The sequence below is a fragment of the Luteolibacter rhizosphaerae genome, assembly GCF_025950095.1.
GTDB classification, from domain to species: domain Bacteria; phylum Verrucomicrobiota; class Verrucomicrobiia; order Verrucomicrobiales; family Akkermansiaceae; genus Haloferula; species Haloferula rhizosphaerae.
This window is the reverse complement of sequence record NZ_JAPDDR010000025.1, coordinates 1-24,214: the sequence shown is the minus strand read 5'-3', so window position 1 is coordinate 24,214 and position 24,214 is coordinate 1. Positions and strand designations below refer to the sequence as shown.

At 62.2% G+C, this 24,214-nt stretch carries 27 protein-coding genes and 2 pseudogenes; 9 read left to right on the top strand and 20 right to left on the bottom strand.

Annotated features, from left to right (window positions below; all coding sequences use genetic code 11):
• A partial coding sequence (locus tag OJ996_RS26015) for a hypothetical protein (protein ID WP_264516692.1) occupies positions 1-241 on the bottom strand: 241 nt, incomplete at its 3' end.
• An 88-nt stretch (positions 242-329) separates the two neighbouring features.
• Positions 330-1,046 carry a hypothetical protein gene (locus OJ996_RS26010; protein WP_264516691.1) on the bottom strand — a complete coding sequence of 239 codons (717 nt, stop codon included), beginning with the start codon at positions 1,044-1,046 and terminating at the stop codon, positions 330-332.
• A gap of 497 nt (positions 1,047-1,543) precedes the next feature.
• Here OJ996_RS26010 and OJ996_RS26005 point away from each other — a divergent pair, with 497 nt between their 5' ends.
• On the top strand, positions 1,544-1,753 hold the full coding sequence (locus tag OJ996_RS26005; RefSeq protein WP_264516690.1) for a hypothetical protein: 210 nt from the start codon (positions 1,544-1,546) through the stop codon (positions 1,751-1,753).
• An 88-nt stretch (positions 1,754-1,841) separates the two neighbouring features.
• Here OJ996_RS26005 and OJ996_RS26000 read toward each other — a convergent pair whose 3' ends face one another.
• From OJ996_RS26000 to OJ996_RS26625, 8 genes and pseudogenes are all read right to left on the bottom strand, one after another.
• A complete protein-coding gene (locus tag OJ996_RS26000) occupies positions 1,842-2,033 on the bottom strand; it encodes a hypothetical protein (protein ID WP_264516689.1) in 192 nt (63 codons plus the stop codon).
• 823 nt (positions 2,034-2,856) lie between these two features.
• The gene (locus tag OJ996_RS25995; protein WP_264516688.1) at positions 2,857-5,001 is read right to left on the bottom strand and encodes a phage tail protein; all 2,145 of its coding nucleotides are present in this window, start codon (positions 4,999-5,001) and stop codon (positions 2,857-2,859) included.
• Between the two features lie 683 nt (positions 5,002-5,684).
• Positions 5,685-6,122, bottom strand: coding sequence for a DUF2383 domain-containing protein (locus OJ996_RS25990; protein WP_264516687.1), 438 nt, complete (start codon positions 6,120-6,122; stop codon positions 5,685-5,687).
• Between the two features lie 354 nt (positions 6,123-6,476).
• A complete protein-coding gene (locus OJ996_RS25985) occupies positions 6,477-6,944 on the bottom strand; it encodes a DUF6950 family protein (protein ID WP_264516686.1) in 468 nt (155 codons plus the stop codon).
• Entirely contained in the window at positions 6,941-7,495 is a 555-nt protein-coding gene (locus tag OJ996_RS25980) for a hypothetical protein (RefSeq protein WP_264516685.1), read from the bottom strand. The genes OJ996_RS25985 and OJ996_RS25980 overlap by 4 nt, the downstream gene beginning before the upstream one ends.
• Before the next feature lie 87 nt (positions 7,496-7,582).
• A complete protein-coding gene (locus OJ996_RS25975; RefSeq protein ID WP_264516684.1) occupies positions 7,583-8,209 on the bottom strand; it encodes a hypothetical protein in 627 nt (208 codons plus the stop codon).
• A 2-nt stretch (positions 8,210-8,211) separates the two neighbouring features.
• Positions 8,212-9,876 (bottom strand): phage tail tape measure C-terminal domain-containing protein, encoded by a 1,665-nt coding sequence (locus OJ996_RS25970; RefSeq protein WP_264516683.1) that lies wholly within the window; start codon positions 9,874-9,876, stop codon positions 8,212-8,214.
• 136 nt (positions 9,877-10,012) lie between these two features.
• Positions 10,013-11,047, bottom strand: a pseudogene (locus OJ996_RS26625) (phage tail tape measure protein); the annotation flags it as partial.
• A 235-nt stretch (positions 11,048-11,282) separates the two neighbouring features.
• Here OJ996_RS26625 and OJ996_RS25955 point away from each other — a divergent pair.
• Both OJ996_RS25955 and OJ996_RS25950 read left to right on the top strand, forming a co-directional pair.
• The gene (locus OJ996_RS25955; RefSeq protein ID WP_264516680.1) at positions 11,283-11,978 is read left to right on the top strand and encodes a hypothetical protein; all 696 of its coding nucleotides are present in this window, start codon (positions 11,283-11,285) and stop codon (positions 11,976-11,978) included.
• A 236-nt stretch (positions 11,979-12,214) separates the two neighbouring features.
• Positions 12,215-12,424 (top strand): annotated as a pseudogene (locus tag OJ996_RS25950) (RNA recognition motif domain-containing protein); the annotation flags it as partial.
• A 297-nt stretch (positions 12,425-12,721) separates the two neighbouring features.
• Here the strand turns inward: OJ996_RS25950 and OJ996_RS25945 are convergent.
• Positions 12,722-12,877: a hypothetical protein gene (locus OJ996_RS25945; RefSeq protein ID WP_264516679.1), complete on the bottom strand. Its 156-nt coding sequence runs from the start codon at positions 12,875-12,877 to the stop codon at positions 12,722-12,724.
• Between the two features lie 994 nt (positions 12,878-13,871).
• Here OJ996_RS25945 and OJ996_RS25940 point away from each other — a divergent pair.
• On the top strand, positions 13,872-14,153 hold the full coding sequence (locus OJ996_RS25940; protein WP_264516678.1) for a hypothetical protein: 282 nt from the start codon (positions 13,872-13,874) through the stop codon (positions 14,151-14,153).
• A gap of 466 nt (positions 14,154-14,619) precedes the next feature.
• Here OJ996_RS25940 and OJ996_RS25935 read toward each other — a convergent pair whose 3' ends face one another.
• The 4 genes from OJ996_RS25935 to OJ996_RS25920 all read right to left on the bottom strand — a co-directional run bounded on the left by OJ996_RS25935 (position 14,620) and on the right by OJ996_RS25920 (position 16,545).
• A complete protein-coding gene (locus OJ996_RS25935; protein WP_264516677.1) occupies positions 14,620-14,868 on the bottom strand; it encodes a hypothetical protein in 249 nt (82 codons plus the stop codon).
• 110 nt (positions 14,869-14,978) lie between these two features.
• Entirely contained in the window at positions 14,979-15,335 is a 357-nt protein-coding gene (locus OJ996_RS25930) for a hypothetical protein (RefSeq protein ID WP_264516676.1), read from the bottom strand.
• A gap of 4 nt (positions 15,336-15,339) precedes the next feature.
• Positions 15,340-15,948: an N-acetylmuramoyl-L-alanine amidase gene (locus tag OJ996_RS25925; RefSeq protein ID WP_264516675.1), complete on the bottom strand. Its 609-nt coding sequence runs from the start codon at positions 15,946-15,948 to the stop codon at positions 15,340-15,342.
• Between the two features lie 123 nt (positions 15,949-16,071).
• Positions 16,072-16,545 carry a hypothetical protein gene (locus OJ996_RS25920; RefSeq protein WP_264516674.1) on the bottom strand — a complete coding sequence of 158 codons (474 nt, stop codon included), beginning with the start codon at positions 16,543-16,545 and terminating at the stop codon, positions 16,072-16,074.
• Between the two features lie 139 nt (positions 16,546-16,684).
• Between OJ996_RS25920 and OJ996_RS25915 the strand changes: the two genes are divergently transcribed.
• A complete protein-coding gene (locus OJ996_RS25915; RefSeq protein WP_264516673.1) occupies positions 16,685-17,239 on the top strand; it encodes a hypothetical protein in 555 nt (184 codons plus the stop codon).
• A gap of 40 nt (positions 17,240-17,279) precedes the next feature.
• Here OJ996_RS25915 and OJ996_RS25910 read toward each other — a convergent pair whose 3' ends face one another.
• The 4 genes from OJ996_RS25910 to OJ996_RS25895 form a co-directional block, all read right to left on the bottom strand.
• The gene (locus OJ996_RS25910) at positions 17,280-17,873 is read right to left on the bottom strand and encodes a hypothetical protein (protein ID WP_264516672.1); all 594 of its coding nucleotides are present in this window, start codon (positions 17,871-17,873) and stop codon (positions 17,280-17,282) included.
• Between the two features lie 55 nt (positions 17,874-17,928).
• Positions 17,929-18,915, bottom strand: coding sequence for a hypothetical protein (locus OJ996_RS25905; protein ID WP_264516671.1), 987 nt, complete (start codon positions 18,913-18,915; stop codon positions 17,929-17,931).
• A 101-nt stretch (positions 18,916-19,016) separates the two neighbouring features.
• On the bottom strand, positions 19,017-19,892 hold the full coding sequence (locus OJ996_RS25900) for a hypothetical protein (protein ID WP_264516670.1): 876 nt from the start codon (positions 19,890-19,892) through the stop codon (positions 19,017-19,019).
• Positions 19,893-19,936: 44 nt separating this feature from the next.
• Positions 19,937-20,212: a hypothetical protein gene (locus OJ996_RS25895; protein ID WP_264516669.1), complete on the bottom strand. Its 276-nt coding sequence runs from the start codon at positions 20,210-20,212 to the stop codon at positions 19,937-19,939.
• 49 nt (positions 20,213-20,261) lie between these two features.
• On the opposite strand from OJ996_RS25895, the gene OJ996_RS25890 reads away from it, so the two are divergent.
• The 4 genes from OJ996_RS25890 to OJ996_RS25875 all read left to right on the top strand — a co-directional run bounded on the left by OJ996_RS25890 (position 20,262) and on the right by OJ996_RS25875 (position 21,751).
• Entirely contained in the window at positions 20,262-20,582 is a 321-nt protein-coding gene (locus tag OJ996_RS25890; RefSeq protein ID WP_264516668.1) for a hypothetical protein, read from the top strand.
• A 28-nt stretch (positions 20,583-20,610) separates the two neighbouring features.
• Positions 20,611-20,907 (top strand): hypothetical protein, encoded by a 297-nt coding sequence (locus tag OJ996_RS25885; RefSeq protein WP_264516667.1) that lies wholly within the window; start codon positions 20,611-20,613, stop codon positions 20,905-20,907.
• Between the two features lie 238 nt (positions 20,908-21,145).
• Positions 21,146-21,478, top strand: coding sequence for a hypothetical protein (locus OJ996_RS25880; protein ID WP_264516666.1), 333 nt, complete (start codon positions 21,146-21,148; stop codon positions 21,476-21,478).
• A gap of 6 nt (positions 21,479-21,484) precedes the next feature.
• Positions 21,485-21,751 carry a S24/S26 family peptidase gene (locus OJ996_RS25875; RefSeq protein WP_264516665.1) on the top strand — a complete coding sequence of 89 codons (267 nt, stop codon included), beginning with the start codon at positions 21,485-21,487 and terminating at the stop codon, positions 21,749-21,751.
• Positions 21,752-22,876: 1,125 nt separating this feature from the next.
• On the opposite strand, the gene OJ996_RS25870 is transcribed toward OJ996_RS25875, so the two are convergent.
• Positions 22,877-23,236, bottom strand: a complete 360-nt coding sequence (locus tag OJ996_RS25870; protein WP_264516664.1) for a hypothetical protein — start codon at positions 23,234-23,236, stop codon at positions 22,877-22,879.
• Between the last annotated feature and the right edge of the window lie 978 nt (positions 23,237-24,214).

Sequence of the window (24,214 nt, the reverse complement as noted above, 5' to 3'; positions counted from 1 at the left end):
GCAGCCAGGCGATCGAGCCGTCCGACTTGCGGTAGATTTCATCGAAGGCGACGCCCGCGGCCGCGGCTTGGATGTCGCCCGCGAAGGGGCCGAGGGGTTTGTTAGCCTTGCCATTCAGTTCCGCGCGGGTGGGGGTGCCACCGGTGGGCGTGGTGGCGGGAGGAGCGGGCGGGGGTGGATCGGCGAGGGCGGAAGCGAAGAGGAGAGAGGTGAGAGCGAGGAGTTTGGTGATGCGGTGCATGGTGGATGAAATGACGAATGCGGAATTTCCGAATGTCGAATGAAGTGGGAGGGGAAGGATGCGGACTGAAGATCCGCGGTCCCGGGCCTTACTCCGGATCGGAGAAGATGAGGCCCTCGGTGTTGTCGCCCGGGGTGCCTTCGAGGCGGAGGACGCGGTAGGTGTTGGTGGTTTGGTTCCAGAGGGCGAGGTCGAGGCCGCCGCCGGAGTTGAGAACGATCCGCAGGCCTGAGGTGGGCGAGCGGAGGCGAAGGTTTTCGAGAGCCTGCAGGGATTGGGCGTCGGAGAGGTTCTGGTCGCTGTCGGTGCGGACCATGGGGACGCTGTCGAGATAGGTCCAAGCGACCGGCGGCGGGTCGATGCCCTCGCTGCCGGTCTGTGGATCCAGTACCGCCAGTTCGCTGGAGAGGTGGATGTTGACGTTCCCTTCCGGGTCTTCGTGTGTAACGATCAGGCGATAGGTGCCCGGGAGGATGGCGGCCTCGTTGACGGTGAAGGTCGCGGTGAGGAGCGCCTTGTTGCCGCCGTCCCAATCGGCAGCGGTGAAGGCGGCGTCGCAGTCCCCTTCGACGAATTCTTTCCGCATCAGGGAATCATCGAGCGGGAAGGCATCGAGGCGTTTCACCTCGACGATGATCGACCCGACGCCCGCGGCGAGGAGATGGGCGCCGCGATCGGTCAGAGCGAGTTGGAAAGCAACTGAGGATCCCCGCCAGTAGAAGGGCCGCTCCTGGGTGGCGGCATCGCGGACGGTGCGGGAGGAGCTGCGGGCCTCGCAGAGCAGGCGGACGACGGCGGAGGGCATGGGCCGAAGGTAGTAGCAAGTAGCGAGTAGCAGGTAGCGAGGGGGGAGAGGATTGGGGGGATTCAGGGTGGAATGACGAATGTCGGATTTCCGAATGACGAATGGAGCAAGGAGAGAGGGGGAGGATTGTGGGGCTGAATCTGTTAGCGCCGTAAGCGGGAAAAATCGGATTAGATATCTGTTGTTCGCCGATGGAACAGGAGGACCGTTGTAGTATGAGTGATGACAGCGGCGAGCGGCCATCTCAGTCGCCGGGTGAGGAACGCCAAGCAGCGCGGGACTGCATGGTTGGCGATTGGATCCCCGCTTCGGCCGAACCGGGCTGGCGGAGCGAACCTGGTAGCGTCGAGCTCTACCCCCCAGGTGAAGGGCCCTTCAGCCCTCCCCGGATCTTCGTTCCACTTTCTAAAGACGGAGAACTCAGGGGATGGACGCGAAGTGAATAGCGCTCAAAAGCGACCCTTGATCCTTGCGGGAATGTGTTAGGTTAGAGGGCTATGAATCTCAAAACCCCCGAAATGGTCCGGCAAGGTCCGGAAGAGTGTGACATCGGCGAATCGGTCGCTGCAGCGGCCGTGCCGCATTGGGACGGACGTATCCGTCTCACGGAATTTTATCCGGCTGCTTTGGCTGCAGGTGAGAAGCCGTGGATTTTTGCGGCGAGCTACAAGGAACTCGATCCCGTGGGATGGAAACGGGTGGAGTGAGATGAAGCGCGCCGATCCGGTCTAGAATGAAAAAGGCCGACACCGGAAGAGGATGTCGGCCTTTTGCGCAATTGCAGGGTCGAGAAAGTTACCTAGTGGCGTCCTTGACGTCTTCCTTCACATCCTTTGCGGCGTCCTTGATGTCCTCACCGGCATCTTGGATTCCTTCGGCTGGGCGGCGATCGAGCCCGTCGTTGATCTTGTCCTTCACGGTGTCGTTCTTTTCGCAGGCGGCAAAGGCGAGGGCGGCTGCGGCGGCGAGGATGTAAGTGGCTTTCATTTTGAGAGGGCTTCGTTGAGATGGAAGCGGGGTAGTACTCGCCCAGAAGTGGAGGGAGTCAAATCGTGAAAGGGGCTGCTGGGATTCAGCGGAGGTTCTGATCTCGCGCAGGTGACTTCCCTCGGTAAGGTGTAGGCATGAGGGGTCTGATGAATCAGGCGGATGTGGCTGCCCTGCGTGATGCGATTGCCAGGCGGCTAAAGGTTAGATTCAGGACTGCAAAGGAGGCCTACACAGGCGCGCCGCATGCCATGACAGTGGACCGGAGATGCCGCGGTCCCATGGTGATGATGTGGGCGCGGGCTGCTTCGGGAGTGGAAGGATGGAAGAGGATATGCCTGGCCAATATCGACGATCTCGAGATTTGCCCGGAAACCTTTTTGCTGCGAATGCGGCCGCAGTATCCGTGAAGGCAGAGCGGACGGGGGATGATAGTAGCGAGTAGCGAGGGGGAAGATGTTAGGGGAGCTTGAAGGGAGAGCTTGCTACTGCATTGACAAATTGCATGAAAATATTGTATACAAGAAAGTGATTTCGCGTTCTGCCAATGCCACCAATTCGGATGCGCTTTTTGAAGCCGTGGCCAAGGCGCTGCGGATTTCAGGGCCAGGAACACGGGCTACCGGAATTGGCTCGAGGCACTTCGGAGGCAGGGTCACCGAGGCTCTTGTTTACATGAACGATGGAGGAGTCGTCCCGCACTTCACCGGCTTGACCCCCGCAGAGTTCGAGGAAGCGATGGTGGAATTGGGCCGGGCCCTAAAGCTCCGGCGGATGGATCGTGAGATATCGGGGTGATGGCTGACAGCGGTCCTGTTTGAAGTTACACCAGCGTGAAGGTGAAGGTCCACGGGTTGCCGTCGTTGAAGCGGGACTCGCCGACGCTGGTGGCGGTGTAGAGGCCGGCGGGGCCGCCGGAGGCGAGTTCGGCGATGGGCTGGCCGTCGACATCGTAGAGGATCGAAAGATCGGGGCCGACGAGGAACTGGACGAGATGGTCCTCGTTTGCGGAGCCATACCAGGTGGGATCGCTCTCGCCCTCGAGCTCGTAGAAGAACTGGTCCGGGAAGGTGCCCGCGCTGCTGCTGCCGAAATAGGTAGAGGGCGGGATCTCGCAGAGGCCGAGGCTGGCAGGACCGCTGGCGAGGCCGCTGGAGTAGTGGGCGGCGAGGGTTACGGTGACTTCGTGGGAGAGGTAGGACCATCCGGCTTGGGTGGCCTCGATCGGCTTCATCAGCGTTTCGACGTTCGGCAGCACATCCTCGGTGGCGGTGGCGACGGTGGTGTCCTCGCTGCCGGCATTGTCCCACTTGATGGTCACCGTGACCACGGCGCGTACGTGCTGCAGGGTGGCCTCGTCGATCTCGGGATCTGTCCAGGAGATGTGATACTCCGCGTAGAAGTCCGCGCCCGCGGCTTCGAGGTTGGCCTCGAGGTAGCAGGAATCGGTGGGGGCGAGCGGGGTGATGCCGCCGGGATTGGCGACGCCGTCGGTGCCTTCCTTCTCATCGGTGGCGGGGTTCCAGGCGAAGATGCTTTCGCCCCACTCGACCAGGTCGAGGCGGGTGCCGAGGACCTTGCCGCCGCGCTTGCCATCGCGGCGCGTGAAGCCGAAGGCATCGACCTCGAAGCTCGCGGCCGCCATGCCGATGTCGGGGGCCGACCAGGTGACGATGCTGCCGGGCTGGGCGGCGAGGCCGCGGAGATCGAGCTCGATCGAGAAGCGGCGTCGGGAACGCGCGCGAAGGAGTTCGATCTTGGCGATGCGCTGGGCCATCGAGGGCGAGACGGTGAGCGGTAGATCGATATCGAGCCACCAGGGGCCGCCCTCCGCGGTGATGGCGGCGGGAAGCTCTCGCTGCGGGTAGGCGCGGGGCTGCCATGACTTGGTGTCGACGTAGGAGCCGCGCACGGCATTCGGCAGCGAGCGGTCGGGCGGATCGTAGAGGACCTTGTAACCCGCCTGCGCGCTGGCCTCGGTGAAGTCGACGGGCTCCGCGATGGGAGCGGCACCGGCGGTGATGAACCACTTGCCGGAGGCGTAGCGGACGCGGCCGGCCATCGAGCGCTCGAGCAGTGAGAGGACCTCGCGGTGCTGCATGTCCGCGGTGATGACGCCGTGGCATTCGTAGCGTTTCTCGGTGCCGCCGGCCTTGAGCTCGACCTCCTCGTCGCAATGATCGGCCGCGGCGATCAGGGCCTCGCTGTCGATGGTCGACCAGGGGAAGCCCATGATGGCGGTGAGATACCAGGCGGTGCAGAGGGCGGGGTTCGCGGTGTAGCCGGTGGAGTCGTCGCGCGGGTCGAAGATCTGGTTATTGCCCTTCACGATCGCGGCGAACTCCGGGGTCTCGCTTTCGAAGAGCTGCGACCAGGCGCGGCAGATCGCGTAGATGGCGGCGATGCCGCGGAACTGGTCGGAGGCGACGATGATGCCGGGATCGAGGGAAGCGGCGGGGACGCCGGGGCGGTTGTCCTGCGCGGCGATCATCGCGTTGCCGATCTCCTGCGTGGCCGTGCCGCGGAAGGTCTGGATGAGGACGGCCTTGCCGTATTTCCCGGCGACGGCACCGAGGTTGGGGCCGGTTTTCTGGTAGACGAGTTCGTCCTCGAGGAGCCAGACCGAGTCGATCGCCTCGACCTCGTGCCCGGCGAGGGCGACGACGAGGTGGGTGCCGTGGAGCTTGCGGTTGTGGGCGAAGACGAGGGGCCCGGCGACGCGGCAGGTGCCGAAGACGATGCGGCGCGGGGTGAGCGGCTGGCGGAAGTTCCGGAAGGCGTTGCGCTGGATGCTATCGAGCCGCGCGCGCTCGGCGGCCTGGCGTTGTTCCTTGGCTGCGCCGAGGCTGCTGGAAATCGAGAAGGCGGCGATGCCGAGATTGACCGCGAAGCCGATGGCGGAAGCGACGGCACCCGACGCGCCGAGGAAGGATGCGATGCCTGCTACGATGCCGCCGATGACGCCCATGGGGGGGAGCGTGCAGCGAGGAGCGGAGAACCTGGAGGAAGAGGGGGGAGGATTGGAGGAGTTGAGGGGTGCAAGCTGCCGCGAGGTCCGCGCAATGTGCATTTAATTGCGGGCGCAAGATGCGGGACTTCTTGGTGGTGGCGGGATTTCAAGGACGGCACGCTCTTTGCAATGATGGAACAGCTCTCCCTTTCCGAGAGAACCCTCCCCATGTCGCTCGCAACAACTTTCGCCGCCGGATTCTCTGCCTCCACCGTCCAACGATCTCTACTGAAACCGGAAGTCAAAGAGATCGAGATTCGTGCCCGCGGGCACGTCTTGCCAAGGTTGGTGGAAGATGCCGGAGAGCGACAGAAAAGTGGGCCGGACGATTGCGGCATCGGCGACTTCGTTCTCGCGGTCGCGGTGGGCTGCTGGGGTCTTGAGCGATGCACCCGGATTTTCGAGAGTCCCGTAACGTTCACGAGATCGGTCTTCATCCGATCGCGGCTCTTCAACCGGCGGGACATGCCGGTGCCGATCTGGATCCGGGAAAGCTAGCGGGATTCCCATGCGGAGCGGCGAGGGGCGGGTAGCGATGCAGGGGAGAGAGGAGGAAGACTGGGCGGTGAGAGTGCCGGGGGCTTATGCAGAAGCGGCCGGACCCCTTGCGGAATCCGGCCACCATGCCCACGAGAAAGGGTTCAAGCGTCTTTCAGGCGCTTCAAGGTATCGACGTGAGAATTAAGCGCCGGAAGAAGCTTGGAGCGAATCTGGACCTTGATCTCTTCCATCACGCCGGAGGACTCGAGCGCCTCCCGATATTCAGAGATTCCGTGTTCCTCACCGGCGATAAGTGCGGCGAGGGCAGGAGATTCGCCGAGGATCTTGGCACCGCCTTCGACGGCCTTCGCGAAGGTGCCCCACGCACCCGAGTCTTTGGATGGCTCGCCGCCCATATCGGTGATGTGCTGTCGAAGGATGCCGACTGCTTCGATGTGGTCGGCTTTGATTCCCTCAAGCGCGCTCAGCTCCTTCTCCGAGGTAAACTTCTCAATGGCTTGGTTGTAGGTCTCGACGGCTGAGAGTTCGCCCCTGAGGAGGCTGTTGCAGGCATCAAGGCAATCTTCGGTAGAGTTCATGGTGGTATCGGTAGGGTTCTGGCCGTTAAATTGCGGCTCGCACTTGCTTCAGCAGGATGGGGACCGCCCGCAAGCCATTGAAGAAGCGACGAGTTCCCTGTTGTTGGATGCATGATGCGATTCCTAGCGTGGCAAGCTGCATCGCTGTTAGGTCATGAATCGTTAATGCCTAAAAGAGCGGAGAGATGGCCCTAGACCCGTGGCATAGCGCTGTTAGGTAAAGCTCCCCCCAGACGATTCGGGGAAGCTATGCCGACACGTTCCCGCCGATTCCTGCGCTGCCTTTGGTCGTGCCGTCTAGCCGTTGCCGTGATTCTGATCATCGGCGGACACCTGGTGATGGCTGCTGTCTGGTTATTGGTGCGGGGCGCGTAGAGAAAGCAGGGCGTGGCGCGGGTGGAGCCGAAGCAGGCCGGAAGATTTAGCGGGTTGCGCAACGATCGCGGCGCCATCCCAGATGCCGGGGTGGTGGAGATCGGTGAGTATGATGTCGCCGGGGGCAAGGCACGGAGTCTGCGCGTCAGGAACAGGAATGTCCCTGCTCCTTATGGGGATGAGTTGCCAATCGTGGATGGTGAGGCCGGTGGCGATGGCGGCGTTCAAGCCGGTACGGGCGGTGAAGATGGCGATGCCTTCGCGCTCGGTGGTGTAGGCACCGCGGAGTTGTCCCGCGAAGTCGGGCTGGCGATCGCCGTCGGTTTCGTGGGCCATGAGGCGATCGGCCCATTCGGCGATGAAGAGGATGCAGTCCCATTGGCCGATCCGGTAGGGGCGGCCCCAGACTTCGGCGAGATAGGCGGCGAGCAGCTCGGAGCGGTTCACAGGCGGACCTTCTTGTCTTGCAGGGACGGGACGAAGCGGAGGGAGGTATCGCCGGGGTGGAGGCGTTGCTGATCGCTGTCAGTGTAGAGCAGGCCCCAGGAGTCCTTAAGCCGCGCGAGCTCGTTGGCGAGGGTGAGCGTGAAGCTGGACTCGCCCGGCTGGCGGTCGAGTTCCAGCGTGTCCATGGTGCCGCGAAAGAGCAGCGAACTGTGGAGGATGGCCGGGGCCTCGCTCTCTTCATCCAGCAGCACCAGATGGATCTCCGCGGCGCGGCGCTTGTAGGTAAGCGTGAAGGCATCGGCGAGGGCGGTGCCGGGAATGCGGGAGAGGCGCAGCTCGACGGTACCGGCGCGGATTTCGGAGTATTCCTCAATGCCGCCGACCTCCCCGAGATTGCCGACGCCTTGCCAGGTGTGGCCGTCCCAATCGACCGGGCCGAGGCCGGTCCACGCGCGGAAGGGATCGCCCGCGAAATCCAAATAGACTAATAGGGATGGCACCACGCTATCGGCGCGGATCGCGGCGAGGAACTCCGGGGAAAGGTCGCGCATGAATGACGAATGAGGAATTTCCGAATGTCGAATGGTTGGGAAGGGAAGGCACCCGGGTTGTGCCAACGACAGTAAGGTCGTTGCTCCTTATGGGATGAGGACTTCTTGGACTCCGGACATGCGGAAGCTGAAGGGCTTGTTGGTATCGGCGGCGGTGAGGTCGAAGCTCGGGGCATCGCTGGTGAAGCGGAAGATGCCCTTGGCGGGGCGCAGGACGATCGGGGTGCCGTCGGGCACGGCGAGCATGAGCTTGGGCCAGAGGTCGAGCGTGGCGGCACCGGTGGCGTCGCTATCGACATCCTCGCGGACGCGCGAGAGTTGGTCGCCGATCTGGACCCAATCACCCTCGCGGAGTTGGCCCGGGACATTCGGGAGCCAGCCGGTGGTGGTGAGCGTACGGGATCCGGCGGGCGTGGCGGCGCTGACGACGGGATTCCCGGTGCCCTTTCCCAGCGGCTTCAGGGCGGCGGGATCGGCCATGCGGAAGCGGTTGAGCTGGCCTTCGAGCCGCATGAAGAAGGCTACCGCGGATTGAGCCTCGGCGCGGTTCATCTTGCGGAACTCCATGGTGAAGGACCAGCGCTCGAGCTGGCCGCGCTGGGCTTGCGCGGTGCCGGTGAAGACGGACTCCGCGAGGCCATGATTACTCTCCATCGTCCACGAGAGGCGGACGACGCGCTTGAGCACTTCCGGTAGATCGATGGTGGTGGGCATGGTTACTGGCCGAACGCGGAGGCGAAGCGCCCGCCGCGGGGGATGGTGTCGAGAAGGGTCTTGATGATGCCCTGCTGAACGGTGGGCATGATGCGCGCGAGCTCCTCGTGGGAGACGCCGGGCTGCAGGTTGATCGGGACGGTGAGGTGCACCTGTGGGCGCTGCCCGCCGCGCGCGTCGCGCTTGATCGCGGCGTGATCGATGACGGTCTCGCGCGGGTGAAGCAGTGCGAGGCGACCGCCGCGGCCGTCGAGTCCGCCGGAGCGGGAACCGGTGCCGGTGTAGCCGCCGCCCTCGAAGCTGGCCATGCCGCCGAAGATTCCCCCGAAGATGCTGCCGAGCCCGGAGAGGATGCCGCCGCCCGTGCTGCCGGTGCTGCCGCCGAACATGCCGCCTGTGGCACCGAGGATGCCCTGCAGGAGGCCGTTGAAGGCGTTCTTGAGGGCGGCGCTGGCGAGATCCGCGATGATCGAGCGAACGAGGTCGGAGAAGTTGAGCTTGCCGGTCTTTACGAACTCATCGATCGCGCTGCCGACGTGGGTCATGGCCGAGGACCAGGCGGACTGCACTTGGATCGCGCCCTTGCTGATGCTCTCGGTCCAGGCCTTGAACTGTTTGTCGGCATCGGGTCCGACGATGTTCCTCGTAGCACCGGCGAGGAAGGAGTTGGTGAAACCGGATTGGCCGGTGGAGACGAGTTGCTGCACGGCCTTCCCTGCTTCCGCGATCTTGTTACGGATGCCGTTTACGAAGCCGTTGCCAACCTGCTCGCCGATCTCGGTGAAGACGCGGGAGGGGGAGCGGATGCCGAGCTTGTCCTTGGCGCCGGAAATCAATTCAGCGGCCAGCCCGACGCCTTCAGCCAACACCGCGGTTTTGCCAGCACGGATCCCGGCTCGAAGGCCATCGGTCACGGCCTCGCCGAGGAAGCTCCAATCGGTGGCCTTCCAGGCGGCGGCGATCGCTTCCTTGAGCTGGGGCAAAGCTGTCGAGATGAACCAGCCCTTAAGCTTGTCCCACAGTGCGGAAAACTTCGAGTGGAGCGACTCCCAAGCCGAGTCGAAAACATCGCCGAGGCTATGAGCCCACTCGCGGAACTTTGCTTTGATCCCCTCCCAAACTACCGCGAGAGACTCTTTCACGCCGTTCCACGCGTTGGTCATGGTTTCCCCAATCCCATCCCAGATTCCTTTCGCCGAGTCTTTCACCCATTGCCACGCGCTGGCCAGTTGCGGGCCGATGCCATTCACGAAAGCGACGATCTTCTCGGTGGCGGCGGGCACCCCTTGGGTGAACCGGTTGATGACGGTAGTGACGCCCTGAAGGTATTGGGTGAAGTAATCGATCAGGCCGGACATGACGGTTCCAACCAGAGAACCGAATCCCGTGATCTGGGCGGCTACCCCCGGCCCGAATGCCGAGGCGATGCCCTTGCCCATGAGAACGAAACCGTCCTTGATCGCTTTCCACAGCGGACCCAGCGCGGTGACGAATCCCGACCATGCCTGCTTCAGGCCCTCCAGCCGGGTTCGGTTGTTCTCCACCCAACTTGAGAACCAAACACGGATCTCGCCCCAAGCGGCGATTAGCTCGGTCTTGAAAAGCACCGCCGCGGTGATGGCCCCGCCAATCGCCAGGCCGAAAGGGCTGACAAGAAAAGCCGCCACGGCGCTGATGCCGGTGAGAAGAGCGGGGAAGGCGAGGGCAACCGATGATACTGCGAGAGCGAGGGGGGGGCAGCACGGCGGCCCCAATGGCAAGCCCCACGCCGAGCTTCTTGGCCCAATCCGGGAGTGTGGCGAGTTTGCCCACCATTGCCGCGCCCTTCTCCGCCAAGGAAGTGAAGGCATCGAGGATCCCTCCGCGGGAGATCTCGATTGCCACCGTCTCGAAGGTGTGGCGGAGTTTGAGCATCGCTCCCGCAAAGCCCTGCGTGCGGGCCTCCGCGAGCTTCTCGGCGGCCATCTTGTCGTTCGTGGCGTCCACATACTTCTGCAGTCCTCCTGCACCTTCGACCGTGAGGATGGTGGCGGCGCGAATGGCATCGCTGCCGAAGATCGTCTGCAGCGTGGAGGCCTGCTGCGATGCACTGAGCCCGCCCAGCTTGGTCTTGAGCTGTTCGGCGAATTCGCCCAGGCGCTTGAATGAGCCGTCGGCATTCACGAAGCTGAGGCCGGATTGTGCCATTGCCTCCTTGGCCTTGTCTGTCTCGGGCACGAGGCGAGAGAGCATGGTCCGGAGGGATGTGCCCGCATCCAACCCCTTGAGGGCGCTTTGAGCAAACAAGGCCAGCGCGCCCGTGGTCTCCTGGAGGGACAGACCTTTCTGATTCGCCACGGTTCCGACTTGAGAAAGCGCCTGGGCGAGTCCCTCCACCGAGGCGGTGGAAGCGAGGGAGGCGCCCGCCAAGGCGTCTGCGATCGAGGCCGAATCCTTGGCTCCCAATTTGAAGGCACCCATCGCCTCGGTGATGCGCTCCGCAGCGAACGAAAGTTGAAGTCCCTCGGAAGCGGCGAGCTGCATGGTCGCGGCGAGACCGCCTGCTTCTTGCTCCGCCGGCGACATGCCCGCTTTGGCAAGTTCGAGCATGGCCGCAGCGGCTTGATTGGCACCGAAGACAGTGCCCTTGGTTGCCTGAATGGCGATATCGCCCAAGCCCTTGATCGCGCTCGCTCCGAGATCGGAAGCCGCGGCCACCTGCATGATCGAGGATTCGAACTGGCCGGCGGCATTGAGACCTTGAACCAGCGAGGCCCCGATCCCGGCGACGCCGAGCAGGGTGCCGACGTTCGTCAGTCCCGAGAGCCCGCGGGAGAAGCCCTTGGCGCGCTTCTCCATGTCCTTCGCGAACGAATTGAACTTGTCCGCGAAGGCGGCGGTGTCGAGGCCCATGCGGACCTGCAGCGTGCCAAGAGGTGCCGTGCCCTGAGAAAGGGGGCAGTAACGAGTAGCGAGTAGCGAGTAGCGGGGGAGGGGAAGATTGGGAGGATTGAGGGGGATGGCGATTTCCCACTAGGACGGAGGATCCCCCTCACCGCCCGGATCGGGCCGCGGAATCACGCATTGACCTTTAATGTTTGCGAAGATCTCGCGGGACATCTACCCAACTCGCGTGCGCAGCCCCTTACCTACCTCACGCGTCCAGTGCCTTTTTTTGACGGCTCTTCTTGGCATCTTGCCAGCCGTGCCGACGCAAGCAGCTGTCACGGTAACGGTCGACACTCTGGCCCAGACGGTTACCTGGTCGGGCACTGCGACAAGCCCACTTTTGGTTATCGCGGAGAGCGACTACAGGTCCATCCGCTTGGGCTTCGGCGACTGGACCGGGGGAGAAAGCGCTACCTCCTCCTTTGAGCAATCTCTCAACGTCAGCCTCAGTCCGCAAAGTGACTGGCAAATTTATCTCGGCGAGTCGTTCGCCTCGGGCCAGATCGTCCTGGCGCATTCCCGAGATTCGTTCTACACGCAGCTCGGATTCCTGACCAATACGGGAAGCTTTTCAGGCGGCCCCCTATCAGCATCGCTAACAATCAGCGGCGACGGCGTAGCGCGCTCCTATGCGGGCCTAACAGCGAGCAGTCTGGAATTTTTGGAGTCACTCGACGGAACGGCTTTGTACTTTCAGGATGATTATGGCGGCGCAGGGATTTTCAACTTAGGCGGTCCTGCCGGCCAAATCGTAGTTGTGCCCGAGACATCCAGCATCTTGCTCTTACTAATCGCGCCTCTGCTCACCATGCGCCGCAAAAGGTGCCAACCGATTTCCTGAGACCCATGTAGTGAGGGCGCATCTCGCGTGCCGCCGCGTGGCGCTGACGTTTTCAAAACTAGTTTCCGAATTTGGTTGCCCAGCTCCTGCGAGCGGGTAATGGTGATGTGTCCTCGAAGCCTGAATCATTCAAAGGCTGTTGAGTCATCAGGTGGGTATTTGTATTCGGTGATGATTTTAGACCCGGTCCTCGGGAGCAGAAGAGAATTACCAGTACGAAGAAGACATCTGATATAATGAGTAACAAAATGTATGTGGGCAACTTGCCCTTCTCGGTTGATGAATCTCAACTCCGCGGCCTTTTCTCCGAATTTGGCCAAGTGAGTGAAGCTATTCTCGTAATGGATCGGGATTCCGGCCGCCCAAGAGGCTTTGGATTCGTGTCCATGACCGATTCCATGGGAATGGATGCCGCTATCCGCGGCCTCGACGGCAAGCAGCATGAAGGCCGTTCTCTCACGGTAAATGAAGCACGCCCCCGCGAAGACCGCGCTACCGCCGAAGTGGGTGGGAGTGGTGATCGCCGCCGTGGCTCCCGTTGGTGAACGTCGCTAAACAGGTCGTTGCGACCTGTTCAGGCGTGATAAACCGCTTTCCTTCCTTGGTTCGAATTTTCTCGGACCAAGGATTTTATTTTTTGAGGGGCTTGATGTTCCTCCGATGAAGCAGCATTTGATCGGCCGGCTGTGGGTCGTCGCTTACTACCGACGCCGAGCTACTCTCGATGTCCTTGGACGGGCAGGCTAGGGCCTGATGCAGGTGTCGATCTCGCCCATGTAGCGGTCGAAGAGATCGAAGCCGGGGCGTGCTGCAGGGAATGAACGCGGAGTTTCTTCCATCTCCCGGAGCTCACGATAGCGGTAGAAGTGGAACTCCGATTGGTCCTCAACCCAAGCCACCCAAGACGAAGACCCCTATCGTGGCACCATTGCACAGAACGTACGGCTCGATCGTAAGCCGCTTTCCTTCGAAAAGGAAGGTGATCTTACGCGGACGAATCGAGGAGCGGAGGGCATTCAGAGTCACGGTGTGAACAGCGGGGTCGAACCCGCCGGCACCATGGGGGATACGGTGCCAGCAAGTCTTTTTGCTCCGGGGCAGAAACCTGCCGAAGCTCGCCTAACACCCCAACCTAACAAGCTGATTCGCTGCGCAGTTTGTCGCTTGGGCAAAGTGCAATGCTCTGCAACTTGACGAAGATTGCTTCCTTCGGTATATGCGAGGCGATGATCCTTCCGGATTGTCTGCTGCCCGGATGAATCCGGGGGGAATCTCCAGGCAGTTGCGACGGCAGCCGGTCCTGTTTCCGGCGGCCGTCTTGTTTTCCGGGGTGCCGCAAATTTGTGTAAACCTTGTTGATCTGTTAGACATGAGCAGGAGTCATGAGCGATCTGCGGCCGGGAGGAGATTGGGTGAGACCCTGGGGAGGGAGTAGCTAGGAACCTCCCGGTCGCATGCCCAAGCAAAGAGACTTGCTTCCAGATCCGTCCGCGCATTTTTTCCCGGCGCCCGCCGCCGTGCCACACCGCATTCCGCGAGAGGCCGGCGGGGCTGGGGTGCCACTCCCTCCCGTCAACCTCAAGGAGCCCGCCGCGTGCAAATCCCGCGGCGGCCTCCTGCCCGGAGTTGTGTAATCGGTCCTTTCGGTTTTCAGTCCGGACCGCATGACCTCATCGCCGCTTACACCATTTGAAAAAAGGGTGATCGCTGCACTTGTCGCGATTGCCTTGGGATTCGGACTTCTCGCCGCGTGGCAGATCAGTACGGCGGCACCATTGCCGCCTGCGCTGTTGCCCAAGAAGGGTCCCTCCGCCAAAGCGGAGCCCGCTTGCTTTCCAACGATTCCGGGGTAGGGGGACTGGGCTCAAAACTTCCCAAGCCCCACTCCCCCGTATGGACTTCTTGATCTACTCCGAACTGGATTCGGGAACCACCGTCAGGAGCCGCGAGGCTTTCGAGCTACAGATGCGCCGACGGCAGTTCACTCCGGACGGCGGTGAAAATATCTGGGCGCTCATTGAGAGCGAAGCGACCATTGAATCGGTGGTTTCTTTGGTAAGAGCGGCCGCAGCCGAAGCCGGCGTGATCCTTGCACGAACGCTTGTCATGCCGGAGCGCCACGACCTGAAGCGAAGTGTGGAAGCCGACCCCAAGAACCAAGGGACCCCAGGCTAGCAGCGTCTGGAAGCCCTGACGTCATCGCGTGATCCCATGAATCAAAGCGAGGCTTCACACTCCGATGCTTTTCCGCTGTTCCCACTTACCCCCACCCCCTCCCCATGGACGCGATCCTTGAAGCTGAAGGTTTGGCCGAACTCGGGCTCTGGCACGATGCTTGGGATGTCATCGAATCGCTACCAAGCGACACGGGCGGGATATGCCAGCGCAGAGGGTGCGCTTGGCCTGCTGTCTCATGCTCGGAGCTTGGGAACTCAGTTGGCACATCGCTCTCTTCGTGAGGAACGGAGGGGAGGACGACCAGATCGAATCCGCAAAGTTCTTCCACAAAACGGCGGCGCACCGGCTGCAGAGCGGGAACCGCGAAGGCGCTATCGAGGCCGCTCGGATTGCTGCGGAGACCTCGCCAGCCTACCGGTCCGTTTTGCTCGAGGACCCGCTGATTAAAGAACTAATGTGATCATCAGCTTACGGTATCGTAACCTAGGCACCATACGACCCCGCGACTGAAGTGAAACGCGTCCGGAGGCACTTGGATTCGCGGTGGACCGGTGGTAGGCCGGATGAGGGCCGGGCCCTCGCTACGCCACTCCCACTCGTGCGCGACATAATCCCGGATGAAGCGACTGGCCACGGCGTAGGCTTCAGTCGCAGGCACCGACTCGGCCACCACCACTGCGAGCTCGAAAATGAGCCCCTCAGGGATCGTCACGCGATAGAAGTACGGCGCGGGAGCACGGCCCGCACCGAAGCAGCGCTCTTTCCGGGCCGCTAGCGAATTGTATGCGCAGAATGAGATCTAAGTCTATCTCTTAGCGGCTGTCAGGGGAGGCGATTGGAGCAATCCCGCTTGGGGCAAGCAGTGAACCGGGTGACCCGCTCCCCTAGTGTGGCGACCTCGGCCCGGAGCGTTTCCCTATCGCGCTCGCAAGTTTCGTGGCGAGTCTCCGATGCCGACAGGCGGCACTCGATTACAACGCGCTCCTCGCTGCGCTCTTTGTCCCGCTGAGCAAGCAGGGCGTCGTGACGGCGTCGCTCGCCCATGAAGAATTTGAAGCCGAAGGCGGCCAACGTGGCGACCACCCCGGCAAGGGCGAGACAGAAGAGCAAGAGAATCCCGACGATGGGAGCCAAGCCCATGTTGAGCAGCCGCTCGAGTTGGTCGATAAATTGGCCCATGGGGTCAGATGGAAGCGGGGAAGCCGCAGGCGAGGCGGATGCGAGTCATGGGAAAGGCGGGGCCGGGATCGACCTTGCGTTTGGGGGCAATATCTTCGTGGCCGACGAGGTCATCGAGATTGTAGCGGGCGGTGATCGCCTTGAAGACGGCGATGCCAGCGAGGATCTGGGGCTCCGGGTAGCATTCCCACGATTTCACCGGGCCGCCGTTCTTGTGCCTGGCCTGAATGACTCCGGCGGGAAGCTTGAAGCGGGTGAAGGCGGTGCCATCGGCACGGGCGGAGTCGCCTGCATTGGCGAACTCGACCCCGATCGTGCAGGAGTTGAGCGCGGTGAAGACTCGGCCGGTCTTGGGATCGCTCCAGGTGGAGGTGCCCGCGTGATCGCAGCGCTGGTTGAAGGGACGGATCTGATAGACCGTGCCATCGCGATCGATGATCACATGAGCCTCTGCACCGCGGGCTTCACCGGAGAGCCAGAAATTGTAGGAGGAAAGCGCGGCAGCGCCCGCGGTGAAGTGGGCGATCCCGAAGCGGCGGATCTTCATCTCCGGCCCGGCGGGATATTTGAGGCGCTTGGCATCGGAGAGCCATTGATCTTCGAGGACCTTCATGGAAAGAGAAGGGGTGGCGGGGCGGGACTCGAACCCGCGCGCTGGCGGTAATGGGCCGCGGCGTGAACCTTCGCCCGCGATTGGAGAGAGGAAGGAGGGGCGCGGGACGCACCCCCTCCTTGCTTACTTGGTGCCGACGACCTTGCCGGTGAGGCGGGCGATCTGGCCGACATCGTAGAGGCCGTAGACGGTGGCGGGCGGGCCGGACTCGGCGAGGATTAGGTCGCGCTTGACCACGTTGACCGGCTCGCCTCCCTCGCGCCTGACGGCGACGGGTTCCGTGGCTTGGCCGGTAAGGCCGGCGCTGATGCCGCTGCAGGAGCAGAGCGGCAAAGCGAGGACACCGAGGGTCAGCCACATGACGATGGGCACGAGCTTCAAGGTCGGGTTGAAGCTGTGGTTGCGCTTCCCGTCATCGGCATAGTCGCCGAAGATATCGAGGAAGTGCTTGAAGGCAGCGACGACAGGGAGCGCGACGGCACAGAAGGCCGCCCAATTCTCCGGAAGCAGGCTGACAAAGCCCGCGAGGTCTGCACCGCCGATGGCCGAGGCCACCGCGGCGAGGGTGGATATGAAGGCGAGGAATCGCGGATTCATGCGGCATCAGAGTGCCGGGTGATCCGTGATCCGTGAGGAGCATGAGGCGGGGATTCGGGGCGTTCACTTACCCTGAGCAGGCATTCCGCGGATGAAGGCAACTGGACGCGATCGATCACCGATGCGAATGATTCAGGCCATGAATCAACTTACGGAATCCGGAAGAAATCTAGCCCGCCGCCTGCAAGACGAGCACGGCATCGAACACGAGACCACAATCTCCATGATCAAGGCGGTGCAGGCCGGGAATGGCACCATGGCCCAGTTCAGCACCCGGGAGCTCGGCTACGGACAGTGGATGCGCGGGGGAATGACCATGGTCAGCGACATGTTCAACAACGCCCTGAAGACGAAGGTGGCCACCATCTGCGAACAGATCTCTGGGGCGATGGGGCGAGGTGAGACGCTTTTCGAAAGGCTTGAGCCCGACGACAGGATTACCAGTGGTCAAGAATGGTGGCCAACGAATCTAGGCAAACCCGGGTCCTCAGGATCTCAGAACGAAATGGCTTACGCGGTATTCCCTTCTGCACGCCGCCTGGCGGTCCGGATCGGCAGTGATGTCAGCGTCTATGACACCGGTGATCACCAAATCACGGGTGTGGGACAACAGCAGGGGGCGAGTCAGACGGTGACCTTCACAAGCCAGCTGGGGAGGCTTTCCGTGGACGATTTAAAGCAGGTCCGACCATAGGTGATCGCGGCGGCAAGCAGGGGAAATCCCCAGTAGCGGATCACCTCTTCGGAGAGCGTCGGACGCCGACGTAAATAGCCTTCCGGGTGTAGAGGAGGACGGGCGTGCGGTTGGCGGATTGCTGCTCGGCGATGAAAGTGAGGACGGTGCAAAGTTCTCCGGGGTAGCAGGCCTCAGTGAGGATCTCGACATCGGCAGGGCACTGGCGGCGATGGTAGTGGGGGTGCTCCCTCAACAAGGACTCGAAGACGGCCGGCCGGTTGTAGGAGGCTGGGCGGTAACCCTCACGCAGCGAAGGGAAGGCACGGGCGACCCGCCGGTGAAAGGTCCAGTCCTCCGAGCCGCCCCGCTTCTTGCGGATGCGATTGCGATCCCGCTCTTGTTTAAGGTTCCTTGAAATTCGCGACAATATGGCGAACTGCTTGGAACCCATAAGCAGAACCTTGCGACCATTCAGCGACGCGAGGTCCGCCTCCACCTCCGAAACAGAAACCTGAAGTACGGTGGAAATCGTAGATGGTGTGGCATCCACTATGCCGCTGCCTTCGAGATCGAGGCGGCAGAGGCAATCGAGGAGTATGACTTCCCGCGGAGGAAGCTTCGGCTTGTAGGAGCGGGGCAGCTTGAGATTCATCGAGGGCGAGAGGAGGAGTGCTCGAGCGGAGGTGGCGTGAAGTCGGGGCAAGCGGTCATGCGGCGGAGGTGCCGGAGGCGGTCTTGATTTCATCCCACACCGCGGCCGGGTCGTAGTCCGGCTCCGGAGCAGAGGCGGGAGGGAGCGCGGCTATGAGAGCGGGAGGCTCGCGGCTTTGCCGGGCACCCCACCACTTGCGCCCCGCGACGCTCCACCATTTGCGGATCGTCTCGATGGCCTGCCCCGCATTCGCGACGAACTCGATGCGGTCCCGGGGCCACAGGGGGCGATCCCGGATGCGCTGGGGGCACTGGACCCAGCAGCGGCATGCGAGCCAATCGTCCTGGCTGAACTCGGCGAGGACGGGCAGCGAGTCCCAGAGGCCGTGGTCATCCCGGCCAGTCCAAGCGCGGGGTGCTTCCGGCCACATGGCACCGAGCTCCGCCTTCACGCGGTCGATCGGTTTCAACTCCGCCGGCGACAAAGCGGGGGGAGGGGGATCGGCATCGCGCGTGCGCGTTTCCCTTCCCTTACTTTCCTTTACCTTACCTTCCTTTACGTTGGGATTATCTTGGGTCGGCGCTTCGGTTTGACTTGGGTTTCCCGCTAGGCCCCCCTCTTGGGTTTGACTTGGGTTTTCACCAGAGGGCGAGGGGGCTGCGATCTTCGGCGGTCGACCACCTTGGCTACCATTGAGACGGACTGCGGCGGCCTTGGCCCCGGAGGTGGCGCGGCCGCCCTTCGCATTGCCCTCCCGGCGGGCATGGAGGGCGAGCTCCTGCTCAAGGGGATAGTGGACGATAACGAGATCCTCACCTTCCCATGTCCATAGGGGCGATTCCTCGAGGACTTCCTCCGCAGTGACGCCGACTAGCTGCTGCCACATGCGGTCCTTCCACGCGCGGCAGGCGGCGATGCGGCCTCCGTTCTCTTGTGACGCGCACCAGCCGAGGAGAGCGATCCAAGTGCCGCGCTGGGCAGGATCCGCGCCGATGAATTCAGGAGAGCGGAAAACGTGAGTTTCGAGATTGAGATATTCCACGGGCTAGGGCGATGCAGTGGGCGATCAAAGAGGGAGGACGAAGGGTGAGACGATGAATGCGGCGGGGGGGGGGGCGGGGCGTTCCACGCGAAACGCCGGAGCTAATGGCGGGCGGGGGCGCGCTTGCGGGAGGGGCGCTTCCTCGCCGCCTGAGGCTCGATGCCGAGGCGCGCATTGGCTTCCTGATCCGTGGCCTCTGCCTCCGCGGCGAGCTTCTTGGCGAAGGCCTTGAAGGCTTTTGGCGCAGCTTTCCGGCGCTTCGGCGCCTCGGGCTTGAGCTTCCCCTTCGCGACGAGTTCCGCCATGTAGGCCTCCACGCTCAAACCGCGGGAGGCGGCCGCAGCGGCGGCGCGCTGTGCCACCTTCGGATCGAGCTTGATGTGTCGGTAGGTGCCGGGCTCGTCTGCGTCGAATCGGTTCCCGTAAGAGTCCGAGAGCAGGCGGCCGTGGTAGCCATCCGCAAGCCTGCCGATGAGGCCGCCGACGGATACGTAAACGCGCAGGAAATCTGCATTCCCGAGGACCTCACTACCAATGACGGCGAGACGGCCCGCCCATTCCTCCGCGGTGGAGCCCACCGCCCTCGAACCCGTCCAGATGTTGTACATATCATTCTGGGAGAGGGCTGCGGGGACGAGGAAAGGGGTGTGCTGCTGTTTCAGCCCGAGAGCCTTCCAGATCATGCCCCCACTGGTGAAGCGGCTCGTGCTCAAGTTCGAGATCGGGACGGTGTCCGCGGCGTTCTCGTTGAAAACGAGTTGATTTCCGAAGCTGACCAGGAGGCCCGCCATCGCTTCGACCGGCACTTCATATTCCAAGCTGCGGTCTTGGATGAGGGCGTAGAGCTCCTCCGAGACGGGGATCTCGTGAAAGTAGGCGAAGCCCCCCGGGGTAAAGGGCTCGGGGGTGGCGGGAGCTTCGGCAAGTTCCGCGGCCTTGCCGGCGGATGCATGGGGCTGGGATGCTGGAGCATTCATAGGTTTTCAAACGGTGATGGTGAAAGTGAAAGGGCGACGGTGGATTAGCCGCGGGAGCGCTCGGCGGATTCAAGAACGGTGACGTAGGACTTGCGGCGGATGAACCAGCCCTTGCCGATCTGGTAGGGCTTACCGCCGAGGTCCTGCAGGCGGGTGACCATGGCGCGCTCGCCGATGCCATGCTTGGCAGCGATCTCTGCGACGCAGATCTCATCCGAGGGATCGACGGCGGCAGCAGTCACATGATTCGCGATTAACCGGGGTAGCTCGCGGTCGAGCACGGCCCAGCGGTCTGCAGGTGGTAGGCTGGCGAAGGTCATGGCAAGGAACGGCGTTGCGGGAATTGAGGAAAATTGAGAGGGAGGGTGGATGCCTGATGCGGACATCAGCCCGGGCGAACAGGAGGGGCCGTGGATTGCGGTGCCCGTGCTTCTTCAGGACCGCACTTCGTCATCCGCGAGTGACCGTATCGAGATCCTGTGGATGCTGCGGGTGCCGGTGAGAGGAGAGGACATCCTTCTGGGCATGGAGCAGTACCGCGTGCAGAGCGTCGTCCACAAAACCACCGGGGAACCGGGACCAGGAGGCGGGCGAGTCGCCGTCCCAACGGTGATCGCCAAGTTCCATGAAGTGCTAGAGCTCGGGCCTGATCTATCGTCGCTACTGCCGCCCGAGCCTCCCGAGAGATAGCTTCCTGCCGATCGGCAGAGGCTGTTAGATGCTCCCAAGCTCGCCCGAGTTGATTCTTGGCGGCTTGGAACTCGCGCTCTTCGGCAGGGCTCAAGGTCCGGTCCGAGGTGAAGAGCATGTCGCCGATCACATCGAGCATGGTGAGCTTGCCAAGGAGCACGGCATCGGTTTCTCCGGAGAGGCGGTGAGAGCGGAGCTGCCATGCGCGCGCTGCGGTGTCCCGCATGAGACGGATGAGATCCGGGATGGTGAGGGCGGTGGTCATCGGGCGGTGACTACTTCGGGTTGGGTAGGTGAATCTCGGGTGAAGTCTCGAGCCGCCTGAACGGTCCACTCCTTCACTAGGGCTGCCGGAGCGATCCGGCGGCGCATTGCTTCTTGGCGCACGGTGCTAACTACCTCCGCAGGAAGTCCCTCGGCCCACTCTGGCAACACCGCCGAGGCAGTAATTTGCTGTCTCATGGTCCCGCAAGACAGCGATTTGCTGCCGCGAGCAAGGGAAAAGAGCAGATTACAGAAAATAGAACGTGTGGTTTAGCAAACTGCTGATAGATTGAACGCCAATGACGCCCGACGAGAACATCACGGTTCCCGAAATTCTAGATTGGCTGAAGCAATCAGAGCGTACCAGAGAGTGGCTCGCCGAGCAGACCGGAGCTCACCCAACAACCGTCTCCGGATGGCTCGCTTCGGGGAAGCCGCGCCCCATTCCGCCCCCAACACTCAAGCTCATTGAGCGCTTGATGTGCGATGATCTGTTAGGCGCGCCGCAGTACTCCTACGAGGACGCCAAGGTGATACGGCGTGCAATGGTCCAAGAAGGCTACAGCAGCTTGCAGGACTTCGTTCGAGATGCCGTGGTGGCCAATGCCAAGCGGATCATGGATGCGCGGTAAAAGATTGTGGAACTGCCTACGGTGCCGGACGGCTCGACCATCATCGTGAAGGCCTTCAAGGATCAGGGCTTCCCGAAGAAGGGGAGCATCGTGGTCTACAACGATGGCTTCGGTACGACGTTGAAGCTCTTCGACTACGAGAAGGCCAACGGCGACGAGGAGCATGCCCGGTTCGGCAAGGTCCCTGTACTGAAGTCGATCAATCCGGAGTTTCCGGACGTCGAGCCGCTCGAAGGGCGGCGGATCGATGCGGTTTTTGTGGAGGTGCTGTGACTTCTTGAAGACGGAAAGCCCCTGAGGTCGTGCATTGTCACAAACTCCGTCTCAGCGCTAATATGGGCCCTGATCCGGGCGTTGTAGAAGCGCCCTCTCGGCGAGGAACGCCTCGGCGGCTTTGAGCAGACCGGCTTGACTCTCGGTGGCAGTTTCTTGAGTGCGGAACATAATCTCCATCAGACATCGGTAGGCGAGGTTTTGAGTAGAGCGAAAATTTCCTTCATATTATCATCGCTTTCCCTGCCTCCTTGACCCCCGTGCTAATGTGAGGGTGGCTGCTTGTATTATTGCATTCCCCGCGAAGGGAGACAACCCGCGCCCGCCCGCCCTCGACCCCCCCCTCAACATGTCCGCACCTGCCTATTCCAGATCGTCCCGTCCCAGTGATCGCCAGAGAGGAACTTCCCACCGAAGGCGGATTATTGCGGGCATTGTGGTCGGTGGCTTGATCCTTCTCGGCGTCGGCGTGGCGTTCAATCCCCCCGTACGGATGTACGGCAGAGTGGTCGATCAAGAAGGGAAACCGGTGTCGGGAGCCTCGGTGGACTACCATCAAAGTTCCCGCGGGGATGCTGGGGCCTTGGCCGGTGGAAGCGGGCCCGGTCAGACCGTCGCCACGGATTCCGAAGGGAACTTTCAAGTGCGGGGATGGCGCGAAAGACAGCTGTATGTGGAGGCTCGCAAGGATGGCTACGGGCGAGGGGCCCCATTCATCTCGGAGGCCGGGGACGGTGCGAATCGGACCGATCGGGTTACTCTCAAGCTGACGAGCATTCCGCCTCCGTAACCTCGCGCGCTGGTGGCATGTTGGATTGGTTCCACACGGGAATGCATCCTGGTCCGCAGCCCGCCCGGCAAAGTGCGGAGCTTCACTTTCGGGATTAGCTTCGTGATGGGGCATTCCGGCCCCATACCGGGGGGTGATCAACCAGAAGTACCAGCACGGAGACGCCGTGCGAATAACCAGCGGGGCGAACGAAGGGTCCGCGGGAACAGTCATGGACCACGCCGTGAGCGGAGGGCTCCCTCTCTACCTCGTCGATCGAGGAGAACACGCTTCGTGGGTGGAGGAAGAGCGATTGGCACCAGATACAACTCCCACAGAAAGCGATTGAATAAGTGTCACAGGAGCCGCGCGATGACCGGGTCGTCCAGCAGCTCGGGCCGTACTTCCGGCCACGCTTCGACGCAGTCCCGGAGTGCCACGCGGGCGGAATCGATCTCACCATGCGCGATGTATAGCTTCGCAAGATCCCGGTAATAGCAGCCCGCGGTCTTGCGGTCCGTCTCGTCCCCGCCGCATAGCAGCTTCGCCACTGCGGCGCCCGGCCCCCAGGCTTCGAGGTATGGGCAGATCACCAGTCTCAGCCGCAGAGCGGCCGGCTTCATCCTCTCGTCTGCAGGTAGCTTGTCGATCGTGTCCCAAGCGTCCTGCCAGAGCCCGAGCTCTGCAAAACCTTCTGCTTCCTTCAGCGTGACCATAAGGGAGAATATCCATCCTTACGATGTCATCAAGGGGGGCTGCATGACCGCGGTGCTACCCTTCGTCGCATCATACAGCCCCGTCAGCTCTGGTGCTGGAAGACTTTCTGGATCGGCGTGCTCGTGTTCTCGTTTCTCGCTTACCCAGAGTGGAAATCGATTGTGGGCGCCTCGCGCCTCGCCTTGCCGGTCCAGCTTGTTCTGGCTATGCTTTTTTGGGGGTGGCTCCTCGTTCTTGCCGCGAAGTGGAGGAGTCAGCGCAAGAGGATCAAACGGATGTGATGGCTCTCCGCCTCCGCCTCGCCCGCCAGGGCAGAAGGGCGGACCAGGGTAGAGCCAATGTGAGCAGGAGGAGCCAGTGGGGGATGAAAAACCCCCAGTGGTCAGATGGAGACCACCGATATCTATCCGTGCCGTATTCCAGTAGAGACGGACGTCCGGACGTTTCAATCCCAGCTGTGCGCTCGGCTAACAATGCTTGGTCGGCACCCCGTAGAAAGAAAGGGGGTGGCGTGGCCTGAGGGCGGACCCGCGGGTAACCCCGGTTTCGGAAAGTCACATTGCTTTCGAGGTGACTATCTCGCTCCACCAATACCCCTCCTACGGAATTCATTCCGGCAACATGCCCATATCTGAACCCCGATGTGGAATGATAGGAATCCCACCACGCCCAGCAGATAAACCCCATCGCAAGGATGCCGGACCAGAAGGTGATGGAGCGGTGGAGGGCCATCTTCACCGGGCCATAATGAGCACGGACGTAGAGGTGGCGAACCGCATCACAGCCTCACCTTGAGCGTCTCCGATAGCCCAGATTCTGGAGGCCCATAAGTGGCATTAAATTTTTTTCTGCCTGCCTCTTGACGGGCGGAAAACTTGGATATTTTTCTGCACATGGGACCTCTACGCGAGGTTCTTCGGATGAACCGGCTCGCACGCGAACCGGCGGGGCGAGCGGGCCGGAGAAAACAAACCACC

What these genes read in the sequence shown, in the direction of transcription:
- OJ996_RS26010 (WP_264516691.1), bottom strand. Translation starts at nt 1,046, where the DNA reads ATGCCCTCCGCCGTCGTCCGCCTGCTCTGCGAGGCCCGCAGCTCCTCC.
- OJ996_RS26005 (WP_264516690.1), top strand. Translation starts at nt 1,544, where the DNA reads ATGAATCTCAAAACCCCCGAAATGGTCCGGCAAGGTCCGGAAGAGTGT.
- OJ996_RS26000 (WP_264516689.1), bottom strand. Translation starts at nt 2,033, where the DNA reads ATGAAAGCCACTTACATCCTCGCCGCCGCAGCCGCCCTCGCCTTTGCC.
- OJ996_RS25995 (WP_264516688.1), bottom strand. Translation starts at nt 5,001, where the DNA reads ATGGGCGTCATCGGCGGCATCGTAGCAGGCATCGCATCCTTCCTCGGC.
- OJ996_RS25990 (WP_264516687.1), bottom strand. Translation starts at nt 6,122, where the DNA reads ATGAACTCTACCGAAGATTGCCTTGATGCCTGCAACAGCCTCCTCAGG.
- OJ996_RS25980 (WP_264516685.1), bottom strand. Translation starts at nt 7,495, where the DNA reads ATGCGCGACCTTTCCCCGGAGTTCCTCGCCGCGATCCGCGCCGATAGC.
- OJ996_RS25975 (WP_264516684.1), bottom strand. Translation starts at nt 8,209, where the DNA reads ATGCCCACCACCATCGATCTACCGGAAGTGCTCAAGCGCGTCGTCCGC.
- OJ996_RS25955 (WP_264516680.1), top strand. Translation starts at nt 11,283, where the DNA reads ATGTTTGCGAAGATCTCGCGGGACATCTACCCAACTCGCGTGCGCAGC.
- OJ996_RS25940 (WP_264516678.1), top strand. Translation starts at nt 13,872, where the DNA reads ATGGACTTCTTGATCTACTCCGAACTGGATTCGGGAACCACCGTCAGG.
- OJ996_RS25930 (WP_264516676.1), bottom strand. Translation starts at nt 15,335, where the DNA reads ATGGGCCAATTTATCGACCAACTCGAGCGGCTGCTCAACATGGGCTTG.
- OJ996_RS25925 (WP_264516675.1), bottom strand. Translation starts at nt 15,948, where the DNA reads ATGAAGGTCCTCGAAGATCAATGGCTCTCCGATGCCAAGCGCCTCAAA.
- OJ996_RS25920 (WP_264516674.1), bottom strand. Translation starts at nt 16,545, where the DNA reads ATGAATCCGCGATTCCTCGCCTTCATATCCACCCTCGCCGCGGTGGCC.
- OJ996_RS25915 (WP_264516673.1), top strand. Translation starts at nt 16,685, where the DNA reads ATGAATCAACTTACGGAATCCGGAAGAAATCTAGCCCGCCGCCTGCAA.
- OJ996_RS25910 (WP_264516672.1), bottom strand. Translation starts at nt 17,873, where the DNA reads ATGAATCTCAAGCTGCCCCGCTCCTACAAGCCGAAGCTTCCTCCGCGG.
- OJ996_RS25900 (WP_264516670.1), bottom strand. Translation starts at nt 19,892, where the DNA reads ATGAATGCTCCAGCATCCCAGCCCCATGCATCCGCCGGCAAGGCCGCG.
- OJ996_RS25895 (WP_264516669.1), bottom strand. Translation starts at nt 20,212, where the DNA reads ATGACCTTCGCCAGCCTACCACCTGCAGACCGCTGGGCCGTGCTCGAC.
- OJ996_RS25890 (WP_264516668.1), top strand. Translation starts at nt 20,262, where the DNA reads ATGCCTGATGCGGACATCAGCCCGGGCGAACAGGAGGGGCCGTGGATT.
- OJ996_RS25885 (WP_264516667.1), top strand. Translation starts at nt 20,611, where the DNA reads ATGCTCCCAAGCTCGCCCGAGTTGATTCTTGGCGGCTTGGAACTCGCG.
- OJ996_RS25880 (WP_264516666.1), top strand. Translation starts at nt 21,146, where the DNA reads ATGACGCCCGACGAGAACATCACGGTTCCCGAAATTCTAGATTGGCTG.
- OJ996_RS25870 (WP_264516664.1), bottom strand. Translation starts at nt 23,236, where the DNA reads ATGGTCACGCTGAAGGAAGCAGAAGGTTTTGCAGAGCTCGGGCTCTGG.